Here is a 22,491-nt window from a genome sequence, read left to right as displayed (position 1 = left end):
AAAAAATTAATTATTAATTATCAATAAGAATTTATATGAGTATTCCATCAAATTTAAAGTATACTAAAGATCACGAATGGGTTAGTATCGAGGGAGATATCGCAACCGTAGGTATTACACATTTCGCACAAAAAGAATTAGGTGATATCGTTTACGTTGAGGTTGAAACTTTAGATCAAACTCTAGAAAAAGATGAGGTTTTTGGAACTGTTGAGGCAGTAAAAACGGTATCTGATTTATTCTTGCCTATGGCAGGTGAAGTGATTGCTTTCAATGAAGATTTGGAAAGCACACCTGAAACAGTAAACTCAGACCCTTACGGTGCGGGATGGATGATTAAAATCAAAGTTGCAAACACTGCTGATTATGATGCATTGCTTTCAAGTGAGGAGTATACAGCCTTAATTGGTGCGTAAAAATAGTGCTTTATTTGCAGCTGTTTTATGGACTTCGGTGATCTTTTTTTTGTGTTTAATAAAATCAAGTGACCTTCCCTCTGTAACAATTAACAATTTAGATAAAGTAGTACATGCCTCTTTTCATCTACTATTTGTGGTGTTGTGGTTTTTGTATTTTAATGAGCTCTTCAACAAGAGTTATAGTACTAAGGCCTTAGTGTTTGCCTTTTCGCTATCGGTGTTTTATGGTATAGCAATTGAGATAATGCAAGCGATCTTTACAACAACCCGTTCAGCAGATGTTCTTGATGTAGTAGCTAATTTGATTGGCGCCATAATAGGAGTTCTACTTCTTATAATTGGAAAAAAGATTTTCAATAGAAGAGTAGTATAAAAAAATTTACGATTTTTAATATGCCCCAAAAAGTTCACTACTATTTGGGGCATTTTATTTGGTTTAAATACAACAAAGTAGCTCATTATTTTTGATTTTAAGACGAGACATTTAAAACTAAAAAGTTTAACTAGCTGCTTAAAATATAAAATGTATTTTTGTCAATCACTTGAATTTTTAGTTAATCAAAGCCTTCAAAATGAATATTAGACAATTCCTTGATTCTACATATTTGAAAACAGCTGTACAGGCAGGACTGTCCGAAGCTGAAAACATCCTTGTGGTACAGCAATGTATTAAAGAGACTATTGATGAAAACTTTAAGTTAATTATGATCAGGCCTGATCAAGTGACGCTGGCAAAACAGATGATTACCGAGGCAGGTTCAGGAGTTCAAATAGGAACTGTAATTGATTTTCCACAAGGTAGGTCTGCTATTGAAGACAAGCTTCTTGAAGCTCAATCAGCTATTGATAATGGTGCAGATGAATTGGATTTTGTATGCAATTACGAAGCGTTTAAGATTGGTGAAATTGATCTTGTGAAGGATGAAATTATTAAAGGAACACAACTAGGATTAGAAAATGGCAAAATAGTAAAATGGATTATTGAAGTTGCTGCACTTAACGATAAACAAATTATTCAACTGAGTGCGTTAATTAAAAATTGTGTCATCACCAATTTTGAAGAAAAACAATACTGTTCGGTTTTTGTTAAGTCATCAACGGGTTTTTATAGTGCAGAGGGAGGTTTGCCTAACGGAGCCACTGTGCCTTCGATAATAATGATGCTAGAGAATGCTTCCCCGCTTCCTATAAAAGCAGCTGGTGGAGTGCGAACGTATGAAGAGGCAATTGCTATGATACGTTTAGGAGTAAAAAGAATTGGTACATCAGGAGCAAAAGCTATTGCAAATGGTCAAAATTCAGAATTAGAATATTAAAATATTGAGCATTATGAAAAAGAGTTTTTTAGCTTTGTTTTTATCCCTTTTCACTTTTTTGTTACAAGCCCAAGAAAACGGTTCTAGTTTATCGGCTGAACGGTTTCCTGTTTTTCCAGGCTGTGAGAATTTAGAAGGGCTTGCTTTAGAAAGCTGCTTTTATAGTAAGGTTCAAGGTTTTGTTTTTCAAAATTTTGTAGTGCCTGAAAACCTGGCGAAAAATAATTTTAAAGGAGAGGTAAAAGTGCTTTTTGAGGTCGATACTAAAGGTGCTTTTAAAGTAATTTATGTAAATGCTGTTGACGAGAATTTAATACAAGAGGCTAAAAGAGTTTTTACTAAATTTCCTAAAATCAGTCCGTCAACCTACAACGGGAAACCCATTTATGCTACCTATACTATTAGCATAGCAATACCTTTAAAAAATCCTGACGAGATTGTTTCTGTAAATGTTGAATCTAAAACGGCGGCACTTCCTGAAAAAATTAAAAGTACAGAGTTGGATCGTATTGCATACACCAAGTACAATAGTCCTGAATTGGTAAGTAGTTTGCGAATTCCTTTTTCACATAGTAGCTATGCGCAATTTGATGGGGAGTTAAACCTAGTAGGTAGTAACAATCATACCGCTTCCAAGCCGTATAGTTATGCCGAAGTTTCTAAATATTACGACATTCAAGCAGCTAACCAAAAATTAAACAGACAAGCTTCCAATTGGTGGGCAAAAAAGTTGTGGAATGAGAATTTAGTTGAAATACAAGGTGAAGGATATTGGTTCACTTTAAATCCTATTGTTGATTTGCAATTAGGTAAGTCTTCAGATGGAAAAGCTGCTTATACATACGTTAATACACGTGGAATCAATTTTAGAGGAGGATTAGGTAGTCAAATTACTTTTTCAACAACCGTTTTTGAAAGCCAAGGTCGTTTTGCTGATTATTTTAATAGATATGCACAGTCAATTCGTCCTGCAGGCGGTAATCCCGCTATTATTCCTGGAGTAGGAATAGCTAAGGATTTTAAAACGGATTCGTTCGACTTTCCTTTGGCGGATGCTAATATTACCTTTACGCCAAATAAATTTTTTGATTTGCAGCTTGGATATGGTAAAAATTTTATTGGAGATGGTTATCGATCTTTATTAGCAACTGATGGTGCGAGTCCGTATCCCTATGTGAAATTAAACACCACTTTTTGGAAAATTAAATACACTAATACCTATATGTGGTTGAAGGATGTGCGACCGGAAGTTACATTGGAACGAACGTATGCAACCAAATTCATGGCAAATCACTATTTGAGTTGGAACGTTTCTAATAGATTAAATTTAGGACTTTTTGAATCTGTAATTTGGACCAATACTAATAATAGAGGATTCGATGCGAGTTTTGTGAATCCTATTATTTTTTATCGTGCCGTAGAATTTGCTTCTTCTGCTAGAACAGGAAATGCTTTGCTGGGTTTAACATCTAAGTTCAAATGGAATAACAGTATTAATATCTATGGACAATTTCTACTAGACGAGTTTTCGCTTGGTGATATTAAAAAAAGAGATAATAGCTGGAAAAACAAGTATGGTTATCAAATAGGGGCAAAGTATTATAATGCTTTTGGAGTAAAGAATTTACTTGTTCAGGCCGAATACAATCATGTTCGTCCGTATGTGTATTCCCATAGTGATCCAATTACAAATTATGGGCATAATAATCAAAATATTGGTCATCAATGGGGCGGTAATTTTAGTGAATTAATAGCCATTGCAAGGTATCATAAAGGCAGGTATTATGCTGATGCAAAGTTAACTGCGGGAACGCGTGGATTGGATTTTGATACTACGGATAATCAATTTAATTATGGAGGAAATATTTATAAAGACTATGATGTAAACCGTCCTTTTGATTCAGGTGTTGTTGTGGGTCAGGGTAATAAAACAACTATTATTATTGCTGATTTACAGGCTGGGTATTTAATAAACCCGGCAACAAATTTAAAATTATTTGTAAGTTATATTTATCGAAACTTTGATCCTACTAAAAATACTCCAGCTGCTTTTAAGGAAAACACCAGTTGGTTTTCCATTGGATTAAGAACAGATGTGTTTAATTGGTACTTTGACTATTAAAATTGAGCAAACAATTGTTAAATAAATCAGATGTTTTTTTATGATTTACAGTCTGAAAAAATATAAAATCTAGCTAATAAATTCGTTATCTAATTCGTACCTTTGCAGCAGTTTTATAATCTATAATGCAATCTGAATTGAACACTTCGGCTAATACGTTTTCCTTTAAAGCAATCTTCTTAGATTTCAAAGAAATCACTAAAGCAGGGTTAGCTATTAGTGTTTTGTTTTCTTCCATAGCAGGTTATCTATTGGGATTTGATCAAAACAATCCTTTTCAATGGTCGGTTCTCGTGATGCTTGTCATCGGTGGGTATTGTATGGTTGGTGCTTCCAACGCATTTAATCAAGTTATTGAGAAGGACTTAGATCGTTTAATGGATCGTACTAAAAACAGACCAGTGCCTTCAGGTCGAATGTCCTCAACTGTGGCTTTAGTAGTTGCTAGTGTGCTGACTGTGGTTGGGTTGGCCTTGTTGTATATGATTAATCCTAAAACTGCAATGTTTGGGGCGATATCTATATTTTTATATACGAGTGTTTACACGCCTTTGAAAACAATGACTTCATTGTCGGTTTTTGTGGGTGCGTTTCCAGGAGCAATTCCTTTTATGTTGGGTTGGGTAGCTGCCACGGGTAGTTTTGGTATCGAAGCAGGTACTTTGTTTTTGATTCAGTTTTTTTGGCAATTTCCTCATTTCTGGGCGATAGGTTGGTTTTTATATGAAGATTATGAAAAAGCCGGTTTCTTTATGTTACCTACGGGTAAGAAAGATAGAGGTACCGCGCTGCAAGTGATATTGTATACGATATGGTTAGTAATTGCATCGTTGCTTCCTACATTAGGTTTTACCGGTAAGTTGTTTATTTCGCCAGTGGCAGGGGTGTTAGTGTTTTTATTAGGAATGTGGATGCTGTTTTATGCGGTTCGCTTGTATAAATTAAGAACTACAAAATCAGCAAGAACATTGATGTTAGTGAGTGTTTTGTACATCACTTTGTTGCAATTGATTTATATATTTGATAAATTTTTAAGATAGTTATGGAAGTTAGGATGACAACAGAGGAACATCAGTTAAGAACCGCACGATCATACAAGTTGATTTTGTTGTTTGCGATGGTCAGTATGACTATGATGTTCGCCGGCCTTACTAGTGCATTTGTAGTGAGTAGGTCTCGAGTAGATTGGTTAAAGAATTTTGAATTGCCAACGGCTTTTTATTATAGTACAATTGCTATAATAGGATGTAGTGTGACATTTCATTTGGCTAAAAAAGCAATACAAAAAGACAAGCAAAGTACGACTACTTTATTTCTTTTAAGTACATTGGGATTGGGGATTTTATTTGTTATTTTGCAGTTTGTAGGATTTGGACAAATTGTAGAAAACGGATATTATTTTACAGGAAGCGAGAGCTCAATAACCACAACATTTTTGTATATTGTAACCGTAGTGCACTTGATTCACCTTGCTGGAGGATTAATTTCATTGTTAATTATAATTTATAATCATTTTAAACAAAAATACAATTCGAGTCAAACTCTTGGAATAGAACTAGGTGCAATGTATTGGCACTTTTTAGATTTCTTGTGGATTTATTTATTTGTATTTTTATATTTCTTTAAATAAGAAAAAAACGTAAATTTGGGAACTTTTTAACGAATAACTTTTATGGAAGCGACAGTTACTACTGCAAATAGTGAAGAAAAAACTTGGGGAGGCGGCGAAAATCAGCCAATGGGAGCAAGTTATGGTAAATTGATGATGTGGTTTTTTATCGTATCAGATGCCTTAACGTTCTCTGGATTTTTAGCAGCTTACGGTTTTTCAAGATTTAAATTTATTGAAACATGGCCATTGGCCGACGAAGTGTTTACACACTTTCCGTTCATGCATGGGGTATCTGCTCCGATGTATTATGTCGCATTGATGACATTTATTTTGATTTTTTCATCTGTAACAATGGTTTTGGCTGTTGATGCTGGACATCAAATGAAAAAAGATAAAGTAGTTCTTTATATGTTTTTAACCATCATTGGTGGAGGGATCTTTGTTGGTTCACAAGCTTGGGAATGGAAAAACTTCATTAAAGGAGAGTACGGTGCTATTGAAACTAAAGGAGGTAGCTTACTTCAATTTGTGGATAAAGACGGTAAACGTGTTGCTTTAGCTGAATTTGCTGCTACTTTACCCGAAGTTAGAGAGCAATTGACTAGAAATAAAGCGAAGTGGTTTATGGAAGAAGGATCATTGCCTTCTTACTCAGTTGCCGAAGTACAAGCTGGATTTAAAGCGCATCCTGATCTTTTAATTAGAACAGAAACCATTACTGCAGAAAAGCAGAAAACGGTGCTTTCTAGAGCAGAGTCAGAGTTGAGGCTAACTCAAGCAGCTTACGTTGTGGAAGGAGCTAATTTGACAAGAAATGAGTACGGAAGTAAATTGTTTGCTGATTTCTTCTTCTTCATTACTGGATTCCACGGATTCCACGTATTGTCAGGTGTAATCATCAACATTATTATTTTCTTTAATGTTCTTTTAGGAACCTACGAGAAAAGAAAAAGTTACGAGATGGTAGAGAAGGTTGGATTGTATTGGCACTTTGTCGATTTAGTTTGGGTATTCGTATTTACGGTTTTCTATCTAGTTTAATTTTCAAAAGATTTTATTATGTCACACGGTCACGAACATGTATCAAATATTAGCAGAATCTGGAAAGTTTTCGGAATATTGTCTGCGGTTACAATTATAGAAGTTATTTTAGGTATCTACAAACCTGATTCATTACACTTTAGTCACTTTTTAGGCTTGAGTTTTTTAAATTGGATTTTTTATGGATTAACTGTATTTAAAGCCTATTACATTGTATGGGCATTTATGCACATGGAAGGTGAAAGATCTAGCTTGAGATCAGCGGTAGTTATACCAGTAATTTTCTTGATTTTATACCTTCTTTTCATTCTTTTAACAGAAGGACATTATATATATGGGGTTTTTAAAGATTCAACAATTAAGTGGAATTTTTAACATTATATTAATTCAAAAAAAGGGTATTCGTCGAGGCGAATGCCCTTTTTTGTTTTATTTTTGTATCCTATATATTTCCCTTTCAAATGAAAAAAAACATTGTTCTTTTTGTCCTTTTTATACTTCCTATCGTTGCCTATCTTTTCTTTGCATCGGGTGTAAATGGCTTTACAACATTACCTGTTATTTCTCCTTCAGTTCCTGATTTAGGGAAGTGGGAATCGTTACATGGTGAAGAAGTTACTTTAAATGGAAAAATCACGATTTTAGGTTTCTCAGGTTCTGATATTTTAAAAAACAGAGGAAATCTTTTTAATCTTAACGAGAAGGTATACCAACGGTACCATGCCTTTAAAGATTTACAGTTTGTTATGGTATGTCCAATTGGAACTGAAAATGACATCAAAAAGATTTTAGATGCCTTAGATGAGTTTACTGATGTGTCGCAATGGCATTTCGTTTTCACAACTCCTGAAAATATAAATACCTATTACAAAAGCCTTAAATTAAAAGGATCATTGGATAAACATGCGGGAACACCAATGGTTTATATCGTTGATAAAGCGAGGAATTTAAGAGGTCGTAAAGAAGTAAAAGAATATAAAGAGGGTTATGATACTTTTCATCCTTCGGATCTAAGTAATGAAATGATAGATGATTTTAAAATTATCTTATACGAATACCGTGCGGCATTGAAGAAAAATCATAATGCTACAAAGCAACTTTAATTTATTATTATGTTCAAAAACAAATCATACATAGGTATTTCTTTTGTTATTCTGGTTTTTGGGATTTATGCAATACCTAAAATTTTAAACCGTATTCAAGATGGGTCTGTTGTAAAAGCGGATCGTTTGGATCATGTAAGTGGGGTTGCTACATCTGATGGCAAATTAGAAATGATTGGACCATCGCCTAAATTTCAATTAGTAAATCAAAACAACCAAAAAATTTCAAATGAAACGTATAAAGGTAAAGTTTATGTTTTAGAGTTTTTCTTTACGACCTGTCCTACGATTTGCCCGAAGATGAATCAGAGTATGTTAAGTATAGAGAAAAAGTTTTTTGGAAATCCTAATTTCGGTATTGTATCTATAACTATTGATCCGGCTCATGATACACCAGCAGTTTTGAAAGAGCATGCACAACTACTTGGTGCAACTTCTTCAAATTGGAATTTTTTAACAGGAGATAGACAAACCATTTTTGATTTGGCAAACAAGGGATTTAACCTTTATGCTGGAGAAAATAGTAAGGTTAATGGCGGTTTTGAGCATTCAGGCTTATTTGCTTTAATTGATAAGAATGGAAATATCCGTTGTAGGAAAGATAATTTTGGAAACCCTATACTATACTACGATGGTTTAGAAAAGGAGGGGGTTCGCAATATTCAACAAGATATCAGTATATTATTAAAAGAATAAAGTTATGGAAAAGCAAAATACGCAGTTGAAATATAAAAATTGGATTATCATTTTGTCGGTTGCTATTCCGTTAGTAGTGGTGCTTCTTTTTACAGTAAACCTAAAAAAGATGGGTTTTAATGTAGAGCCACTCACTTTTTTACCTCCAATTTATGCCTCAATAAACGGATTAACTGCTGTTTTATTAGTTACAGCAGTATTAGCAATTAAAAATGGTAATCGAAGATTACATGAGAATTTAATGAAGTCGGCAATAGCTTGTTCTGTTGCTTTCTTAGGCATGTATGTCGCATATCATATGACTACTGATTCAACAAAATTTGGAGGAGACGGAGTTGTTAAGTATGTGTATTATTTTATTTTATTTACTCATATCGTCTTATCAGTTATAGTTATTCCTTTGGTGTTGGTTACTTATGTAAGAGCTTTGTCAGAACTTTTTGATCAGCACAAGAAAATTGCAAAGATCACCTTTCCAATTTGGTTGTATGTAGCTGTTACAGGAGTAATAGTGTATCTAATGATTTCACCTTATTATGTATAAATATTCAATACTAAAAGTCGTTACTACCTATTTCAAGCAAAGTAGCATAAAGCTAGGCTTTCTAATGGTGTTGTTTTTTTTGTTTAGTACTGTTGCTAGTGCGCAATGTGCCATGTGCCGTGCTGCATTAGGAGGAGAATCGAATAAAGCGCAGGCGCAAGCAGTTAATGATGGAATAGTATATTTAATGGTAATACCTTATGTTTTAGTGGCAGCGATAGGTTACGCAGTTTATAGAATGCGAAAAAAGAAAGTAAAGTAAGTGCTTACTTTAAGCCGTTAACACTAACGTTAATTTCTCCGTTTATTTTTATAAATGCCAAAATAGCATTATTCGTTAGTTCTATTTTTTTGAACTGAATATCTTCCATTTTACCATTTACATATATTCCTGGCATCGGAGAGTAGTTTTTTAAATAATTGAGCATGGTTTTCTTGCCTTCTTCTAGATTTGGTTTGATGGAATAGCGGCAATTTTCTTCGATCTTTTTAAGGATGATTCCTTGGGCAAGCCAGTTTGCAGTTCGCATTAATTTACTTTTAGTATCCAATACGTATTCTAGTTGATCGAAATATATTTCTTTGGTTTGGTCATTGTATTTTGGGAAACCAGTCAAGTAAATAGTTCCGTTAATCGATCCTTGAAGTGCTAACGCAATAACCATTTTGTCGTTTTTATGCCAAATAGTAACATCTTTCACGGTCACTTTTTTTGATCCAGAAGTGAAATCTTGTCCTGCAAAATTCTTCCGAATAATTTTAGATGCATCGGCGTAAGTTGAAACTGCAACAATATTAGTTGTAACTTGATTTGGAATCTTTGCTACAGGTTTCAAGATTATTTTTGTGGCATCAAACTGCTTTTCTGGTTTTTGGCCTATCAGCGTTTCCATAGTGCATTTCATACCCATGTCTAACAAAAACGAATCGTTTTTTAAATGCGCTGCAGTTGAATAAATTTCGATAGGAACGATTCGCAACCAACTTTCGTAATCTTCGTTCATTTTGAAAGGTGTGCATAGGGTTTCCAAAGTTGCTAATACATTCGGTTTAAAATCCATTGCTTTTTCGATGGCGTCATCAATGCTTTTTTCTATTTTAGATCGAAAGAGTTTAACAGTGGGATTGATGATGTAGGTTACAGGGACGTTTTTACCCAAGACCGTCATTGTTGGACTCTCATTCCACTCAAGAGACTTTAACTCAGTTTTTGTTTTTAGTCTCCAATTATTTAGTGTCACTGAGCTACTAAGCGTAACTATTCCATTTAAATTGAACTCTTGTGTTTTATAGAGGTCTACTCCCATAGTTTTGGTTCCTATGCGGTATTTTATTAGTGCTTTTAGGGGAAGGATGGTTTTAATTCGCTCTGAACCCTTGGCGTTTTCATTTACTATTGTGATTGGTGCTAGCTTCCATATTTTGATTTCGACATTGTCATCTTCAATAGTATTGTCCTCATAAATCAAACCGTTTAAATAAGCGTTAGTTTGGTTTTCAATATCTTTTAATGCAATACTTATGGGTAAATTAATAAACGACGGGCTGTTGTCATACACTACTGGCGAAGCATCATCTGGCTCAGGTCGTAAGGTGTTAATCTTTTGACTAGTGGAACATCCTAAAAACAAAACGGTAAGGGCAAGTAGGCTCGCTATTTTTCGAAGCATTTTTCTTTTTTTTTTTACAAAAGTAAACAATTTTAAAAGACGTAATCTTGCAGATACTCTTTTGTTAAACAGCAAAATTTGTCTAAATCTGTTTAACTTGTTGCTAAGAGAAGTGCTGTTTCGAAATTTTTAGGATTAAAGTGTAACAATTTAACAGGACCGAAGTCTTATGGGTATATAAATCATTTTTAATATTGTCATTACTGAAAATTAATAGGAGTAATTCTTGGTTTGGATGTAAGGATTTGATGAAGCGATGATTTTGTAGCAGTGCGATTTTGTAGTAAATGAACAACTATAATGTGGCAGTGAACAATTGCCAAGATAGAAGCTATGAACTGCATTATGAAAGATTGGAACCTATTAGCAAAGATTTTTTAGTTGTAACTACTATTTAGATCGTCAGATTTATTTTTGGTTTTAATAAATGTTAAATTTGTGTGCTTCATTGCGCCGCCTTGATTATAAAGATATGAGAAAACCGAGCTGGATACCTATAATACTACTCTTCTCTGGAAGTTTGCTTTCGCATGCACAAGGGAAGAAATGGACTTTACAGGAATGTGTAAATTATGCTTTGGAGCATAATATTTCTATAAAACAGACCGAGCTTGATGGTGAAACGGCATTAATTGACAAGAGAGGCGCTTTAGGACGTTTTCTTCCTTCTTTGAATGCAAATGCTTCACATTCATGGAATATTGGTTTGAACCAGGATATTACTACTGGATTGCTACAGAATCAAACTACTCAATTTACCTCTGCAGGAGCTAGCGTTGGTGTCGATATTTATAGAGGATTGCAAAATCAAAATACATTGAGACGTGCCAATTTATCCGTTGTTGCAGCCAAATATCAAATTCTGAAAATTCAAGAAGATATAGCATTGAATGTAGCTAATGCTTTCCTACAAGTCTTATTCAATAAAGAAAATCTAAAAGTTCAAAACGAACAATTAGGAATTGACCAAAAGCAATTAGCGCGTTCTCAGGAATTAGTAAATGCAGGTACGATTCCCAAAGGAGATTTGTTTGATGTGAAGGCTACTTTAGCGTCTGACAATCAAAGGGTAATAAATGCTGAAAATTCATTATTAATATCCAAATTAAGTCTTGCGCAATTGCTTCAGTTGGAAGATTTTGATTCCTTTGATGTTGTGGATGATACGGCAGCGAAAGACGAGAATAATATCTTATTGGAAACGCCAACAAGTATTTATGCAAAAGCAAAAGAAGGTAGAACTGAATTAAAAATAGCGGAAACAAATCTTGAAATAGCCGAAAAAAACGTTGCTATTGCAAAAGGGGGTTACCAACCAACACTACAAGGGTTTTACAGTTTTAATTCAAGGGTATCCTACAGCGACAGAGTTGTTGGCGTGATACCAAATGCTGCAAATCCTACCTCAGTTGTTGGATTTGTGCAAGGAACGAATCAAAATGTTTTGAGCCCAAACTTTACAAGAGTTTTAGGGAATCCAGCACCGTTCTTTGATCAATTTAATACGAACAAAGGACAATCATTTGGTGTACAGCTTAGTGTACCCATTTTTAATGGATTCGCTGCTCGTAATAATGTGGAACGATCAAAAGTAACATTAGAAAAGTCAAAAATCGCTTTGGAACAACAAAGCTTAACTTTACAGCGTAATGTATACACCGCATTTGTTGATGCTAAAGGTGCATTGAAATCATACGAATCAGCACTTACGGCATTAGACTCAAGAGAGCAATCGTACAACTATGCTAAGGAGCGCTATAACGTAGGTTTAATGAATGCATTTGATTTAAGCCAATCTCAAACCTTGCTTGCAACAGCTCAGTCAGAAGTTTTAAGAACGAAATACGACTACATTTTTAAAATAAAAATACTAGAGTTTTACTTCGGAATTCCAATTATCAAAAATTAATTTATCATGTCAAAAAAAACAATTTATAGTATCGTTGGTGGAGTAGTAGTGGTAATCATCGCCTTGATTGCGCTTTCAAAAGCAGGAATAATAGGTAAAAAAGACCAAGGAATTGAGATAGAAACCGCACAAGTAAATACGACAACCGTGGTAGAAACGGTATCGGCAACCGGGAAAATTCAGCCTGAGATCGAAGTTAAAATTTCGTCAATGGTATCAGGTGAAATCATAGCCTTGCCAGTTAAAGAAGGACAGGTAGTTAGAAAGGGAGAATTATTAGTTAAAATCAATCCTGATTTATATACATCTAGTTTAAACCGTACCATTGCTGGATTATCTGGTTCAAAAGCTGGACTTACTCAAGCTGACGCTCAATATAAAGAAGCAAAGGCAAGTTACGATCGTAATAAAACATTATTTGAAAAAGGAATTATTTCAAAATCAGATTGGGATAAAGCAGTGGCATCTTTTGATGTAGCAAAAGCTACGAAACAATCCGCTTATTTTAGTGTTCAAAGTGCTTCAGCTTCTGTTAATGAAGCAAAAGATAACTTAGGAAGAACTATTATTTATGCTCCAGCTGATGGTACAATTTCGATGCTTAATGTAGAATTAGGGGAACGAGTTTTGGGAACGCAACAAATGACTGGTACTGAAATATTGAGAGTAGCTAACTTGAACAATATGGAAGTTGAAGTGGATGTTAACGAAAATGATATTGTTAAAATAAAGGTAGGCGATTTAGCTAATGTGGAAGTAGATGCTTACTTAAAAAAGCAATTTAAAGGGACGGTAACGAGTATTTCTAATTCTGCTAGTTCAGCCTTAACCGCAGATCAAGTGACCAATTTTAAAGTTAAAGTTAGAATATTAAAAGAGTCATATGAAGATCTACTAGTAGGGAAGCCTGCAACCTATTCTCCTTTCCGACCAGGGATGACGGCTACTGTTGATATTATAACTAAAACAAAAAAGAATATTTTAGCAGTTCCTATTAGCTCTGTAGTTGTAAAATCAGATACAGCTTCGACCAAAGATATTAAAATGGTTCCTACGGAAGACGAGAAGAAAATGGCGCCTAAGAGCGATAAGAAATTTGAGTGTGTTTTTGTTAAAGTAGGAGATAAGGCTAAAATTAGAATTGTAAAAACGGGTATTCAAGATGATGCTAATATTGAAATTATTAGTGGTTTACAAAAGGGTGATGTAGTGATTACAGGTCCGTATACTACCGTGAGTAAAGATTTAAACTCAGGTGATAAAGTAACTATAAAAACAGATAAGGATAAAAAATAAATAATTACTTTTGATGTCTTATTATAGACTTTAATCTTATTATATTTTGACTTATATACTCAATATTGAAACTTCGACTAAAAATTGTTCCGTTTCAATAGCTCAAGATGGCGTAACTATTATTTGTAACGAAATAGCTGAGGAAGGTTATTCTCATGCTGAACGCTTACATGTATTTATAGAAAAAAGTTTAAAAGAAGCGGCTATTTCGTACGCTGATTTAAGTGCAGTCGCAGTGAGTCAAGGGCCAGGGTCTTATACCGGTCTTCGAATAGGCGTTTCTGCGGCTAAAGGTTTATGTTATGCATTGGGAATTCCACTACTTGCAGTCGATACGCTTCAGGTGCTAGCTAGCCAAGTAAAGGTACCATCGGGCTATATTGTACCCATGCTCGATGCTAGAAGAATGGAAGTGTATAGTGCGGTTTTTGACTCTGATGTAAATAACGTTAGAGAAACACTAGCGGAAATCATCACTGAAGATTCATTTGAAAATTATAACGAGAAAATGTACTTTGTAGGGGATTGCGCTGATAAATGTACATCAGTTTTAGCCAAGCCAAATTTTCTCTTTTTAGAAGAGATTAAATACCCATCTGCTAAAGAGATGAGTGTCTTAAGTTTTGAGAAATTTAAGAATAATGAAATCGTAGATGTGGCCTATTTTGAACCTTTTTATCTGAAAGATTTTATGATTACTACCTCCAAGAAATAAAGGTTATTATTCATCAATATTTGTTCGGGACATTTCCTTTACAAAAGGTTGTATTGCAATTCCTGCTGCGTCAAACGCATTTTTACAATCTTCTAATGTTTGAGTAAATACATAACTAAAGTCTTCGTTAGTAGCCCAAGGTCGTACTGCAAGTTGAATAGCACTATCTGTTAATGCTTTTACAAAAACTTCCGGCTTAGGAGTTTTTAATACCTTTGGATTGTTTTCCAGTATATGTATAATGATGTCTTTTGCTGTCTTGATATTCGCGTCATAGGATATGGAGAAGACTAAATCAGCTCTTCTGAATTTTTCCATAGAATAATTGATGATGGTGCCGTTTGATAAAACACCATTGGGTACAAAAACAGTCTGGTTGTTGGCGGTTGTGAGTTTGGTAACAAAAATCTGTATTTCGTCAACTGTAGCAATTATTCCTTGTGCTTCAATCAAATGTCCTACTCTGAAAGGTTTAAAAAGTATAATTAACATTCCTCCTGCAAAATTAGATAACGATCCTTGTAAGGACAAACCAACTGCCAGTCCCATCGCTCCAAGAATAGCTACAAATGAAGAAGTTTCTATTCCAAGTTTAGAAATAAAGGTAACAAATAGTAAAACGCGTAATACCCACAATAATATATCGGCAAGAAATTTTGATAAGGTAGGATCCAAATCCCGCTTTACCATTATCTTTCGTACCAAACGGTTAACTATTCGAATTAAATACAGTCCTAAAAATAAAATTAGAAAGGCAGAAATAAGTTTAGGCGAATAATCGATTACAATTTTTAATAGATTTCCGGTGTAATCTGCGATATAGTTGGGGTTCAAAGTCATTTTGATCAAGTAATTATATTTTGGTGTTAGGACATAACCTAAGATGCAAAAATACAAATTAATGGCGATTGTAGTTGTGTTAAAATAGTCTTTAAACTAAGGTATTTAAGTGTTTTCTTCGGGATTATATATTTTATTCAATACTAAGAAACGAGCACGATTGGTATGGACTGTATTGCTTTTGTAGCCTAATTGGGGTTTAGATCTGCTTACTAAGAGAACTACATTTTAATTAAAATAATTTTGACGTTAATAAGGAGTCGTACAAGTCTACTATAATTCTAGTAAAGAGCAAAAAAAAAGGCATTTCGATAAACTGAAATGCCTTTTGGTATTATTTAAAAATGCAATTAAGCATTTAATGCTTCAACCTGAATTTTTTCATCGTTAAGCATGTTTTTTAGCATGTTTTCAATTCCTGATTTCAAAGTAAAAGTAGAAGAAGGACAGCCGCTACATGCTCCTTGCAAAATTACTTTTACCACTTTAGTTTCTTCATTATAAGAATCAAAGGCAATGTTTCCGCCATCAGCAGCTACCGCTGGTTTAACGTATTCTTCAAGTATGTTGATGATTTGTTGTGAGGTAACATCTAATTTATCAAATTCTTGTTCTTTATTATCCTCTGTTTTTTTAGCTGCCACAAGAACCGTTTCGTCTAAAACCGTACCTCCATTTTCAATGTATTGTTTAATGAAAGTTCGTAATTCTAAAGTAATTTCATCCCAACTAATAATTTCGTATTTAGTAACAGAAATATAATTTTCATCAATAAATATTTCTTTTACATAAGGGAATTTAAATAACTCTTTTGCCAGTGGAGAAGCTTCTGTTTGGTCGATATTTTTAAACTCGATAGCGTTTTTAGTAAGCATTCTACTCACTACAAACTTCAAAGCGGATGGGTTAGGTGTAGATTCACCATAAACAGTGATTGGCTGTTTTTTTACTTTGTTTTCCGTAACCGTAATGATCACACCGCCGTTGTCTACGAATGTTGAAATTTGTTCTGCAACTGCATCTTTAACGTCATCCCATTCTACTATACTAAATTTTTCGATAGCGATGAAATTTCCTGAGATATATACCGTTTTAACAAAAGGTAAATAAAATAGTTGTTGTGCAAGTGGTGACTCTTTTGCCTCATCTATGTTTTTAAATTCAAAATTTTCGTTTTGAGTAATAAAATCTTCAAATTCAAATTTTAATATAGTAGGATTCTGAGTTTCTTTTATAATTAATTTTGTCATGATTTTTGTAAATTTTTACAAATTTAGTAAAGTTATTTTCTATGAATACCTATATTTGGTTTATTAATTTAGAAATTAACTTTATTTTAAAGTTTGTTCCGTTTTTAAATTGATTTTTAATTGGTTACTATTCATCTTAGACTAATGCATTACATGTATAACAACTTTAAAATTTTAATTGCACTTTTTATTTTTAGCCTGTCCTGTACCGCACAAGAAGACATCGCAGTGTATTCTGATTACCTATCTGATAATTACTATTTGATTCATCCTTCGATGGCTGGTGCGGCAAATTGTGCAAAATTAAGAGTGACTGGTAGAAAGCAATGGTTTGGTCAAGAAGATGCTCCAGAGCTACAAACAGCTAGTTTTAATGGGCGAGTAGGAGAGAAAGCAGGAGCTGGAATTATTATTTTTAATGATAAAAACGGTTACCATTCTCAAAAAGGAGTGAAATTTACTTATGCCTATCATTTAATGTTCTCTCGTGATGAGATCGATTTAAATCAATTGTCATTTGGTATCAGCGGAGGTTTAATTCAAAGTCAGTTAGACGAAACGAGTTTTAGGAATTCAGGTAATTTCGATCCCATTATTGATGGTACGGTAGTTCAAAAAGATTCTTATTTTAATATGGATATTGGTGCCTCTTATAATTATCTTGATTTTTATGTCCATGGAACTATAAAAAATGCGATCGAAACAAGACGAAATATTTACACCGAATATGAAAGTGACAACTTACGAAAGTATTTGTTAAGTGCAGGTTATGTGTTTGGAGATAAGCAAAGGATATTATGGGAACCTTCCTTATTGTTTCAATATACCGATAAAACTAAGGAGAAGGCTATTGATGTTAACTTAAAGGCGTACAAAAATATAGATTTTGGGTCTATTTGGGCCGGTTTGTCTTACCGTCGCAGTTTAGATGGTGCAAACTATACGGATAACAGTGGCGCGGTATTCAGTCAAAAATTACAATATATTACTCCAATTATTGGTGTTAATGTCGATAACTTTATGTTTGCCTATACGTACTCGCATGTGACAGGTCCTGTTAAATTTGATAATGGTGGCTTTCACCAAATTACTATCGGGATTAACTTATTTTGTAAGCCTGAGAAATACGAGTGTAACTGTCCAGCTATAAACTAAAGCACCCTAAATACATCATGTTAATAAAAGCAGTGAACGGTATCTTACCGTCTATTCCAACCGATTGTTATGTTGCCGAAAACGCCACTATCGTGGGTGATGTTAGTTTTGGCGATTCTTGTAGTGTGTGGTTTAATGCTGTGATACGTGGCGATGTCAATTCGATTCGTATCGGGAATAAAGTCAATATTCAAGACGGAGCTGTAATTCATTGTACGTATAAAAAACACCCAACGGTTATAGGTAATAATGTATCAATTGGTCATAATGCAATCGTACATGGTTGTACCATTCATGACAATGTGCTAATAGGTATGGGAGCCATCGTGATGGATAATTGTGTCATCGAAAGTAATTCTATCGTGGCAGCTGGCGCTGTAATCACCCAAAATACTACTGTTTCATCAGGTACTATTTGGGCTGGTGTTCCTGCTAAAAAAGTCAAGGATATTGATCAATCTAATTTTGCAGGCGAGATCGAACGTATTTCTAATAATTATGTAATGTACTCTAGCTGGTTTAAAGAGGAGGAGTAGTTTTTATATTTTTATTCTTTCATAAAATGAATTTTTGTAACTTTCACTAATAGGTACTCTTTTTTCATTAATTATTACTTTATTTTTTTGGATTGATTTTACATGCTTTATATTAATAATGTAAGAGCGGTGAATGCGTGCAAAACCTTTAGACGATAATAAGTTTTCGAGCTTGATTAAGCTGGTAAGTGTTAGAGTGTATTTATTGTCAGTAGTGTGTATTTTAACATAATCCTTAAGGCCTTCGATATATAAAATATCATCAAAATTCAACTTTACATTTTCGTATTCGGCACGAACAAACATAAAATCTTGGTCAACTTCAGGAGCTGTAGCTGCGTTAGCTATGGGAGCTAAAGTTGCTTGTGGGTTAAAGATTTGCTGCGCTCTCAGTACTGATTTAAGAAATCGATGAAAAGGTATTGGTTTTACCAAATAATCAACAGCACCCAAATTAAATCCTTCTACCGCGTATTCAGAATAGGCAGTCGTGAATATGATTAAGGGTTTTTTATCAATTGCATTGATGAATTCAATCCCAGTAAAATGAGGCATTTCGATATCTAAAAAAACCAAATCTATATTAGTTTGATTAATCATGGAAATGGCATCAATAGCATTGTTAAAAGTGTTGACAAGTTCAAGCGTTTCTACTTTGCTAACAAACTCCTTAATTAAATCAACTGCTAAAGGCTCGTCATCTATAATAACACATTTCATAAGGTTGCTTTTGTATTGATTTAAAAGAATTTTTTTAGGTCCGAGATGTTGTTGCATCGTCTAAAATTAAATTCAAATGTACGCTATAATTGATTTCTGTCTCTGTTATTGTTAGCTTGTGTGTATCTGGATAAAGTAAATTTAGTCTACTTTCTATATTATTCAATCCAATACCTGAATTTTCAACATCTTTAACGTAGTGTTCCATTCTATTTTCTATCCAAAAGTCTAAAACAGAATCGGTAATATTTATTTTTATTTTGACATGAGCAACTCCTTTATAATCTGTTCCATATTTAAAGGCATTTTCTATAAAAGATATCAATAGCAGTGGTTCTATTTGTTTATTTCTTGTTTCGCCATGAATATTTATGAAGATATTTTCAATATTATTCAACCGTAACTTTTGAAGTTCAATGTAGTTCTTGATATAGTTGATTTCTTTTTCTAATGGAACCGTTATGTTATCTGTTTCATATAACATGTAGCGCATCATCTCTGATAAAGTTACGATGGCATCGGGCACCAAATCTGATTTCTTGTAAGCTAAAGAATAAATACTATTGAGTGCATTGAATAAAAAATGCGGATTGGTTTGTTTCCTGAGGTAAGTGAGTTCGGTTGTTGTTCTATTCGCCTCTGCAATTAGCTTGTTTTGCTCATTATCGTAAAAACCGGATAAGGTTCGTAATACGGTGCTAGAAGCAATTATAAAAATGTAAAAGATCGATGGGAAGATCCTCATGATAAAAGGGCCTTTTCGCTGCAGACGCAATGGTCTTATGATTTCTTGTCCTGTTGCATTGAAAATCTTTGTATTTTCAAATTGCCTAAATTCAGGTAGGAAATATAAAATTCGGATTACCGTAAAAAAGGTGATAATAGATAAGACGATTGTAACAAATGTCCAGTATTTCTTTTGCAATAATAATTTTGGAACTAAGTAGAAATAGTTGAAGTAAAATAGCATAATACCGGTAAACCATTGAACATAAAAATCAAGGTTTATGACTAAAAAACTTTCATAAAAAGAAATTAGGGAGGTCACCATGATAAAACACCAAATAATACTATGGATTAGTATTTTGTTGGTCGTATTGTATTTTAATCGGTCTATGGTCATTTATGTTTTTATCGATAATAAAATTAAATCTTTTTGTGTAACTGATGGAGAACTATTTTTATTCAATTTTTCTAAAACTAGCTTCCCAACTTTCAAGGCATCTTCTTCAGTTTGGAAGCTTTTATTCTCGCTAATGGCAGGAATTATAGTTTGTTTGATTATTATTTTCTGGGCATTTGAAATGGTATAGCCCCAGCCTGAGTTAACTTTTATTGCTTTAACTTCTAGTTTTTGATTGGTGTTGCAAGCGGTAAATAAAGCAAAAATAAATAACAGTAGAATGGTTTGCTTACTATTTATGACAAAATTCTCCTGGATTTTACTCCAGAAGAATCTTTTTGTGGTATTAATTATCATCATCACTTTGCGTATCATTAGGTTTAAATTCCCAGGCATCGTCAAAATAGCTTGATCCAGTTCGTCCAAGCAGTAAAAAACCACGTTGATTAATGGCAAATCCAATTGCATCTGTTCTTGCAGATCCTTCAAGTGAAGTTTTTTGGACCCAAATATCTGAATTAGGATTATATTCCCAAATCGTCCTCGTATTTTCACCACAGCCAATATACCCTAATCCATTCATTGAGAAAGCTGAAGCACTTGAGCGCACGATCACATACTCATCATTGAATGAATAATCATCGCTTGTGTCTTGGTCTATGTCATTTTTTCTGGTCCATGTATCTGTGGCTGGATCAAACATCCAAAAATCTACTTGATACGTTCCACTATTTACTCCTAGTCCTAAATATACTTTATTGTCTATGACAAATGTACTTGCACCTCTTCTTTTATTTCCGCTAAATCCATTAACTAATGTCCAGGTATCATTCGATGGTGTATATTGGTAGAAGTCTTTTAAATAATTACCATCATATCCTGTACCAAAATAGGCTTTGTTAGCCGCCTGAAATCCTACTGCTGAATAACGAGCTGTACCAGCAAAATCAGCTTTTTGTGTCCAGGTGTTAGCAATGGGATCGTATTCATAAAAATCTTTTAACTTATTAACTCCGTCATAGCCCAAGCCTAGGTAGCCTTTAGAATTAAGCTCAAATGCCGAAGCAGCACTTCTGCCTACTCCAGTAAAATCAGCCTTTTGTTGCCAATAATCACCTTCGGAGTCGTAAGCCCACAAATCCTTCAAGTATTCATCTCCCGTGTAACCAGTGGCTACATATGCAAAACTTCCAATGACAAAACTCGTTGCGCTTGATCGCGCTGGCCCATCAAAAGAGGATTTTTTTATCCAGTTTCCAACTAATTCCGTATCCGTGTCATCATTACTACAGCTAACCATCACTAAACCCGAGAGGAGAGCAACTACTAATCTACCTTTTCCTAAAATATTCATCCTTTTATTGTTTATTAATATTAAATTTTAATCCTACGTTTAAAGTGTATCCATTTGTGTTTTTGAAATCATAGGCTGAATTGCCTGCATTATTACTTAAATAATAGTTGTTACTGAAGTTGTACCCCGCTTGAAAATTGACGGACCAGTACTGATCTATATTTCTAACGTACTCAAGAGTAGAAGCCATTTGTGAGTAGGTTATAGATGTGAAATCATCACTATTGCTATTTGTGTGTCGATTATCTAAAGTAAAGACAACACCTTGAATTTTGTTTTTTAGAGTAAAAGTGTTCTTTTTGTTATTAGAATAGGTCAGTTGTGAATTAGGGAATCCAATTGAAAGCATTGTTTTCTTTGTTAACAGTGTGCTGTAATTTACAGTTGGTAAAATGCTCACTTGGTTAAAAAAGACATCACGAGTTGTTCCTATGGCTAATTTGTTTTTAGCGTTAAAATGGTATTCAATAGATGCACTACCCAACCACTGAATGTCTGATAGGCCAATAGTTGTTTCAAAATTAATCGTAGGTTTTAGATTTATGTTTGCCGACGTTTTACCATTGAACTCATGATTAAATCGGAACTCATTTTCTAAACTATTAAAATCATTTAAATCATGTTGTAAATTATAGGTGGCCATGTCGTAATCTACTTTTGTTTTTTTGTACCGTATTGCATTAGTAAAGGAGTTTTTTGTATCGATTTTATTAAAAAGCAATATTCCTAAACTTGTTTCATTAATAGTCAGTTTATCGGCTGTAGCAGACTTCATGTTTAACTCGAGAGAATAATCGCTTTGTCCCTTGATATTTTGTATGCAAAAAAGAGGCATTAATATAGTGTAAAGTTTTAATCTCATTTTTGGTTTTGTTTTTTCAAAAGTAGGCGCTATCTCCAGCTAAAAAAAAGAAGATATATGTATCCTAGGATTCTATCGACAAATGAGCTCTTTGTCTTGCTGAATGGATAATAGCCATCAGTAACAGTGCTTATAGATAGTTTGATGTTATTTGTAGATTAAAAGCTTTGAATGGTATATGTTGTAATGAAGTATAAAATAGGCTCTC

General features: G+C 33.8%; 25 protein-coding genes. 17 read left to right on the top strand and 8 right to left on the bottom strand.

Going from position 1 to position 22,491, the window contains the following annotated elements; translation table 11 throughout:
* Positions 1 to 35 precede the first annotated feature (35 nt).
* The 12 genes from gcvH to ACZ2G0_RS01380 all read left to right on the top strand — a co-directional run bounded on the left by gcvH (position 36) and on the right by ACZ2G0_RS01380 (position 9,115).
* The gene (gene gcvH / locus ACZ2G0_RS01435) at positions 36 to 416 is read left to right on the top strand and encodes a glycine cleavage system protein GcvH (RefSeq protein ID WP_470308683.1); all 381 of its coding nucleotides are present in this window, start codon (positions 36 to 38) and stop codon (positions 414 to 416) included.
* Positions 409 to 792, top strand: a complete 384-nt coding sequence (locus ACZ2G0_RS01430; protein WP_470308682.1) for a VanZ family protein — start codon at positions 409 to 411, stop codon at positions 790 to 792. The genes gcvH and ACZ2G0_RS01430 overlap by 8 nt, the downstream gene beginning before the upstream one ends.
* Before the next feature lie 199 nt (positions 793 to 991).
* Positions 992 to 1,735 carry a deoxyribose-phosphate aldolase gene (gene deoC, locus ACZ2G0_RS01425; protein WP_470308681.1) on the top strand — a complete coding sequence of 248 codons (744 nt, stop codon included), beginning with the start codon at positions 992 to 994 and terminating at the stop codon, positions 1,733 to 1,735.
* A 13-nt stretch (positions 1,736 to 1,748) separates the two neighbouring features.
* On the top strand, positions 1,749 to 3,857 hold the full coding sequence (locus ACZ2G0_RS01420) for an energy transducer TonB (RefSeq protein ID WP_470308680.1): 2,109 nt from the start codon (positions 1,749 to 1,751) through the stop codon (positions 3,855 to 3,857).
* A gap of 137 nt (positions 3,858 to 3,994) precedes the next feature.
* A complete protein-coding gene (gene cyoE, locus ACZ2G0_RS01415) occupies positions 3,995 to 4,897 on the top strand; it encodes a heme o synthase (protein ID WP_470309802.1) in 903 nt (300 codons plus the stop codon).
* A gap of 2 nt (positions 4,898 to 4,899) precedes the next feature.
* Positions 4,900 to 5,487 (top strand): cytochrome c oxidase subunit 3, encoded by a 588-nt coding sequence (locus ACZ2G0_RS01410; protein WP_470308679.1) that lies wholly within the window; start codon positions 4,900 to 4,902, stop codon positions 5,485 to 5,487.
* Positions 5,488 to 5,529: 42 nt separating this feature from the next.
* A complete protein-coding gene (locus ACZ2G0_RS01405; RefSeq protein WP_470308678.1) occupies positions 5,530 to 6,510 on the top strand; it encodes a cytochrome c oxidase subunit 3 in 981 nt (326 codons plus the stop codon).
* 18 nt (positions 6,511 to 6,528) lie between these two features.
* Entirely contained in the window at positions 6,529 to 6,885 is a 357-nt protein-coding gene (locus tag ACZ2G0_RS01400; RefSeq protein ID WP_470308677.1) for a cytochrome C oxidase subunit IV family protein, read from the top strand.
* Between the two features lie 86 nt (positions 6,886 to 6,971).
* Positions 6,972 to 7,613, top strand: a complete 642-nt coding sequence (locus tag ACZ2G0_RS01395; RefSeq protein ID WP_470308676.1) for a hypothetical protein — start codon at positions 6,972 to 6,974, stop codon at positions 7,611 to 7,613.
* 9 nt (positions 7,614 to 7,622) lie between these two features.
* On the top strand, positions 7,623 to 8,309 hold the full coding sequence (locus tag ACZ2G0_RS01390) for an SCO family protein (RefSeq protein WP_470308675.1): 687 nt from the start codon (positions 7,623 to 7,625) through the stop codon (positions 8,307 to 8,309).
* 4 nt (positions 8,310 to 8,313) lie between these two features.
* Positions 8,314 to 8,853: a DUF420 domain-containing protein gene (locus ACZ2G0_RS01385; protein ID WP_470308674.1), complete on the top strand. Its 540-nt coding sequence runs from the start codon at positions 8,314 to 8,316 to the stop codon at positions 8,851 to 8,853.
* A 64-nt stretch (positions 8,854 to 8,917) separates the two neighbouring features.
* On the top strand, positions 8,918 to 9,115 hold the full coding sequence (locus tag ACZ2G0_RS01380) for a hypothetical protein (RefSeq protein ID WP_470309801.1): 198 nt from the start codon (positions 8,918 to 8,920) through the stop codon (positions 9,113 to 9,115).
* A 4-nt stretch (positions 9,116 to 9,119) separates the two neighbouring features.
* Here ACZ2G0_RS01380 and ACZ2G0_RS01375 read toward each other — a convergent pair whose 3' ends face one another.
* Positions 9,120 to 10,523, bottom strand: a complete 1,404-nt coding sequence (locus tag ACZ2G0_RS01375) for a DUF4403 family protein (protein ID WP_470308673.1) — start codon at positions 10,521 to 10,523, stop codon at positions 9,120 to 9,122.
* A gap of 472 nt (positions 10,524 to 10,995) precedes the next feature.
* Here ACZ2G0_RS01375 and ACZ2G0_RS01370 point away from each other — a divergent pair, with 472 nt between their 5' ends.
* Genes ACZ2G0_RS01370 through tsaB form a run of 3 tightly spaced genes read left to right on the top strand, consistent with a single transcriptional unit; the run spans position 10,996 to position 14,443 of the window.
* Positions 10,996 to 12,432, top strand: coding sequence for a TolC family protein (locus tag ACZ2G0_RS01370; RefSeq protein ID WP_470309800.1), 1,437 nt, complete (start codon positions 10,996 to 10,998; stop codon positions 12,430 to 12,432).
* A 6-nt stretch (positions 12,433 to 12,438) separates the two neighbouring features.
* Positions 12,439 to 13,728, top strand: coding sequence for an efflux RND transporter periplasmic adaptor subunit (locus ACZ2G0_RS01365; RefSeq protein ID WP_470308672.1), 1,290 nt, complete (start codon positions 12,439 to 12,441; stop codon positions 13,726 to 13,728).
* Positions 13,729 to 13,774: 46 nt separating this feature from the next.
* A complete protein-coding gene (gene tsaB / locus ACZ2G0_RS01360) occupies positions 13,775 to 14,443 on the top strand; it encodes a tRNA (adenosine(37)-N6)-threonylcarbamoyltransferase complex dimerization subunit type 1 TsaB (RefSeq protein ID WP_470308671.1) in 669 nt (222 codons plus the stop codon).
* A gap of 6 nt (positions 14,444 to 14,449) precedes the next feature.
* Here the strand turns inward: tsaB and ACZ2G0_RS01355 are convergent, their stop codons facing one another.
* A complete protein-coding gene (locus ACZ2G0_RS01355; RefSeq protein WP_470308670.1) occupies positions 14,450 to 15,283 on the bottom strand; it encodes a mechanosensitive ion channel family protein in 834 nt (277 codons plus the stop codon).
* A gap of 350 nt (positions 15,284 to 15,633) precedes the next feature.
* The gene (locus tag ACZ2G0_RS01350; RefSeq protein ID WP_470308669.1) at positions 15,634 to 16,533 is read right to left on the bottom strand and encodes a NifU family protein; all 900 of its coding nucleotides are present in this window, start codon (positions 16,531 to 16,533) and stop codon (positions 15,634 to 15,636) included.
* A gap of 153 nt (positions 16,534 to 16,686) precedes the next feature.
* Here ACZ2G0_RS01350 and ACZ2G0_RS01345 point away from each other — a divergent pair, with 153 nt between their 5' ends.
* Both ACZ2G0_RS01345 and ACZ2G0_RS01340 read left to right on the top strand, forming a co-directional pair.
* The gene (locus ACZ2G0_RS01345; RefSeq protein WP_470308668.1) at positions 16,687 to 17,688 is read left to right on the top strand and encodes a PorP/SprF family type IX secretion system membrane protein; all 1,002 of its coding nucleotides are present in this window, start codon (positions 16,687 to 16,689) and stop codon (positions 17,686 to 17,688) included.
* A gap of 17 nt (positions 17,689 to 17,705) precedes the next feature.
* Complete coding sequence (locus ACZ2G0_RS01340) at positions 17,706 to 18,224, top strand: gamma carbonic anhydrase family protein (protein WP_470308667.1); 519 nt, start codon at positions 17,706 to 17,708, stop codon at positions 18,222 to 18,224.
* Positions 18,225 to 18,227: 3 nt separating this feature from the next.
* Here the strand turns inward: ACZ2G0_RS01340 and ACZ2G0_RS01335 are convergent, their stop codons facing one another.
* From ACZ2G0_RS01335 to ACZ2G0_RS01315, 5 genes are read right to left on the bottom strand one after another with little or no spacing between them, the layout of a single operon-like run.
* Entirely contained in the window at positions 18,228 to 18,944 is a 717-nt protein-coding gene (locus ACZ2G0_RS01335; RefSeq protein ID WP_470308666.1) for a LytR/AlgR family response regulator transcription factor, read from the bottom strand.
* A gap of 34 nt (positions 18,945 to 18,978) precedes the next feature.
* Positions 18,979 to 20,067, bottom strand: a complete 1,089-nt coding sequence (locus ACZ2G0_RS01330) for a sensor histidine kinase (protein WP_470308665.1) — start codon at positions 20,065 to 20,067, stop codon at positions 18,979 to 18,981.
* Complete coding sequence (locus ACZ2G0_RS01325) at positions 20,068 to 20,442, bottom strand: DUF4907 domain-containing protein (RefSeq protein ID WP_470308664.1); 375 nt, start codon at positions 20,440 to 20,442, stop codon at positions 20,068 to 20,070.
* On the bottom strand, positions 20,414 to 21,421 hold the full coding sequence (locus ACZ2G0_RS01320; RefSeq protein ID WP_470308663.1) for a Kelch repeat-containing protein: 1,008 nt from the start codon (positions 21,419 to 21,421) through the stop codon (positions 20,414 to 20,416). Before ACZ2G0_RS01320 ends, ACZ2G0_RS01325 begins: the two co-directional genes overlap by 29 nt.
* Before the next feature lie 4 nt (positions 21,422 to 21,425).
* Positions 21,426 to 22,283 carry a hypothetical protein gene (locus ACZ2G0_RS01315; RefSeq protein WP_470308662.1) on the bottom strand — a complete coding sequence of 286 codons (858 nt, stop codon included), beginning with the start codon at positions 22,281 to 22,283 and terminating at the stop codon, positions 21,426 to 21,428.
* Positions 22,284 to 22,491: the final 208 nt, after the last annotated feature.

It is taken from the genome of Flavobacterium sp. KKT103 (assembly GCF_055640565.1).
The sequence above is the reverse complement of the archived record's forward strand: the minus strand, read 5'-3'. Positions and strand labels throughout refer to the sequence as shown.

Excerpts from the sequence above, each read along its gene's own strand:
- gcvH (WP_470308683.1), top strand. The coding sequence starts at position 36 with ATGAGTATTCCATCAAATTTAAAGTATACTAAAGATCACGAATGGGTT.
- deoC (WP_470308681.1), top strand. The coding sequence starts at position 992 with ATGAATATTAGACAATTCCTTGATTCTACATATTTGAAAACAGCTGTA.
- ACZ2G0_RS01420 (WP_470308680.1), top strand. The coding sequence starts at position 1,749 with ATGAAAAAGAGTTTTTTAGCTTTGTTTTTATCCCTTTTCACTTTTTTG.
- ACZ2G0_RS01410 (WP_470308679.1), top strand. The coding sequence starts at position 4,900 with ATGGAAGTTAGGATGACAACAGAGGAACATCAGTTAAGAACCGCACGA.
- ACZ2G0_RS01405 (WP_470308678.1), top strand. The coding sequence starts at position 5,530 with ATGGAAGCGACAGTTACTACTGCAAATAGTGAAGAAAAAACTTGGGGA.
- ACZ2G0_RS01400 (WP_470308677.1), top strand. The coding sequence starts at position 6,529 with ATGTCACACGGTCACGAACATGTATCAAATATTAGCAGAATCTGGAAA.
- ACZ2G0_RS01395 (WP_470308676.1), top strand. The coding sequence starts at position 6,972 with ATGAAAAAAAACATTGTTCTTTTTGTCCTTTTTATACTTCCTATCGTT.
- ACZ2G0_RS01390 (WP_470308675.1), top strand. The coding sequence starts at position 7,623 with ATGTTCAAAAACAAATCATACATAGGTATTTCTTTTGTTATTCTGGTT.
- ACZ2G0_RS01385 (WP_470308674.1), top strand. The coding sequence starts at position 8,314 with ATGGAAAAGCAAAATACGCAGTTGAAATATAAAAATTGGATTATCATT.
- ACZ2G0_RS01380 (WP_470309801.1), top strand. The coding sequence starts at position 8,918 with ATGGTGTTGTTTTTTTTGTTTAGTACTGTTGCTAGTGCGCAATGTGCC.
- ACZ2G0_RS01375 (WP_470308673.1), bottom strand. The coding sequence starts at position 10,523 with ATGCTTCGAAAAATAGCGAGCCTACTTGCCCTTACCGTTTTGTTTTTA.
- ACZ2G0_RS01370 (WP_470309800.1), top strand. The coding sequence starts at position 10,996 with ATGAGAAAACCGAGCTGGATACCTATAATACTACTCTTCTCTGGAAGT.
- ACZ2G0_RS01365 (WP_470308672.1), top strand. The coding sequence starts at position 12,439 with ATGTCAAAAAAAACAATTTATAGTATCGTTGGTGGAGTAGTAGTGGTA.
- ACZ2G0_RS01355 (WP_470308670.1), bottom strand. The coding sequence starts at position 15,283 with ATGACTTTGAACCCCAACTATATCGCAGATTACACCGGAAATCTATTA.
- ACZ2G0_RS01350 (WP_470308669.1), bottom strand. The coding sequence starts at position 16,533 with ATGACAAAATTAATTATAAAAGAAACTCAGAATCCTACTATATTAAAA.
- ACZ2G0_RS01345 (WP_470308668.1), top strand. The coding sequence starts at position 16,687 with ATGTATAACAACTTTAAAATTTTAATTGCACTTTTTATTTTTAGCCTG.
- ACZ2G0_RS01340 (WP_470308667.1), top strand. The coding sequence starts at position 17,706 with ATGTTAATAAAAGCAGTGAACGGTATCTTACCGTCTATTCCAACCGAT.
- ACZ2G0_RS01335 (WP_470308666.1), bottom strand. The coding sequence starts at position 18,944 with ATGAAATGTGTTATTATAGATGACGAGCCTTTAGCAGTTGATTTAATT.
- ACZ2G0_RS01330 (WP_470308665.1), bottom strand. The coding sequence starts at position 20,067 with ATGACCATAGACCGATTAAAATACAATACGACCAACAAAATACTAATC.
- ACZ2G0_RS01325 (WP_470308664.1), bottom strand. The coding sequence starts at position 20,442 with ATGATACGCAAAGTGATGATGATAATTAATACCACAAAAAGATTCTTC.
- ACZ2G0_RS01320 (WP_470308663.1), bottom strand. The coding sequence starts at position 21,421 with ATGAATATTTTAGGAAAAGGTAGATTAGTAGTTGCTCTCCTCTCGGGT.
- ACZ2G0_RS01315 (WP_470308662.1), bottom strand. The coding sequence starts at position 22,283 with ATGAGATTAAAACTTTACACTATATTAATGCCTCTTTTTTGCATACAA.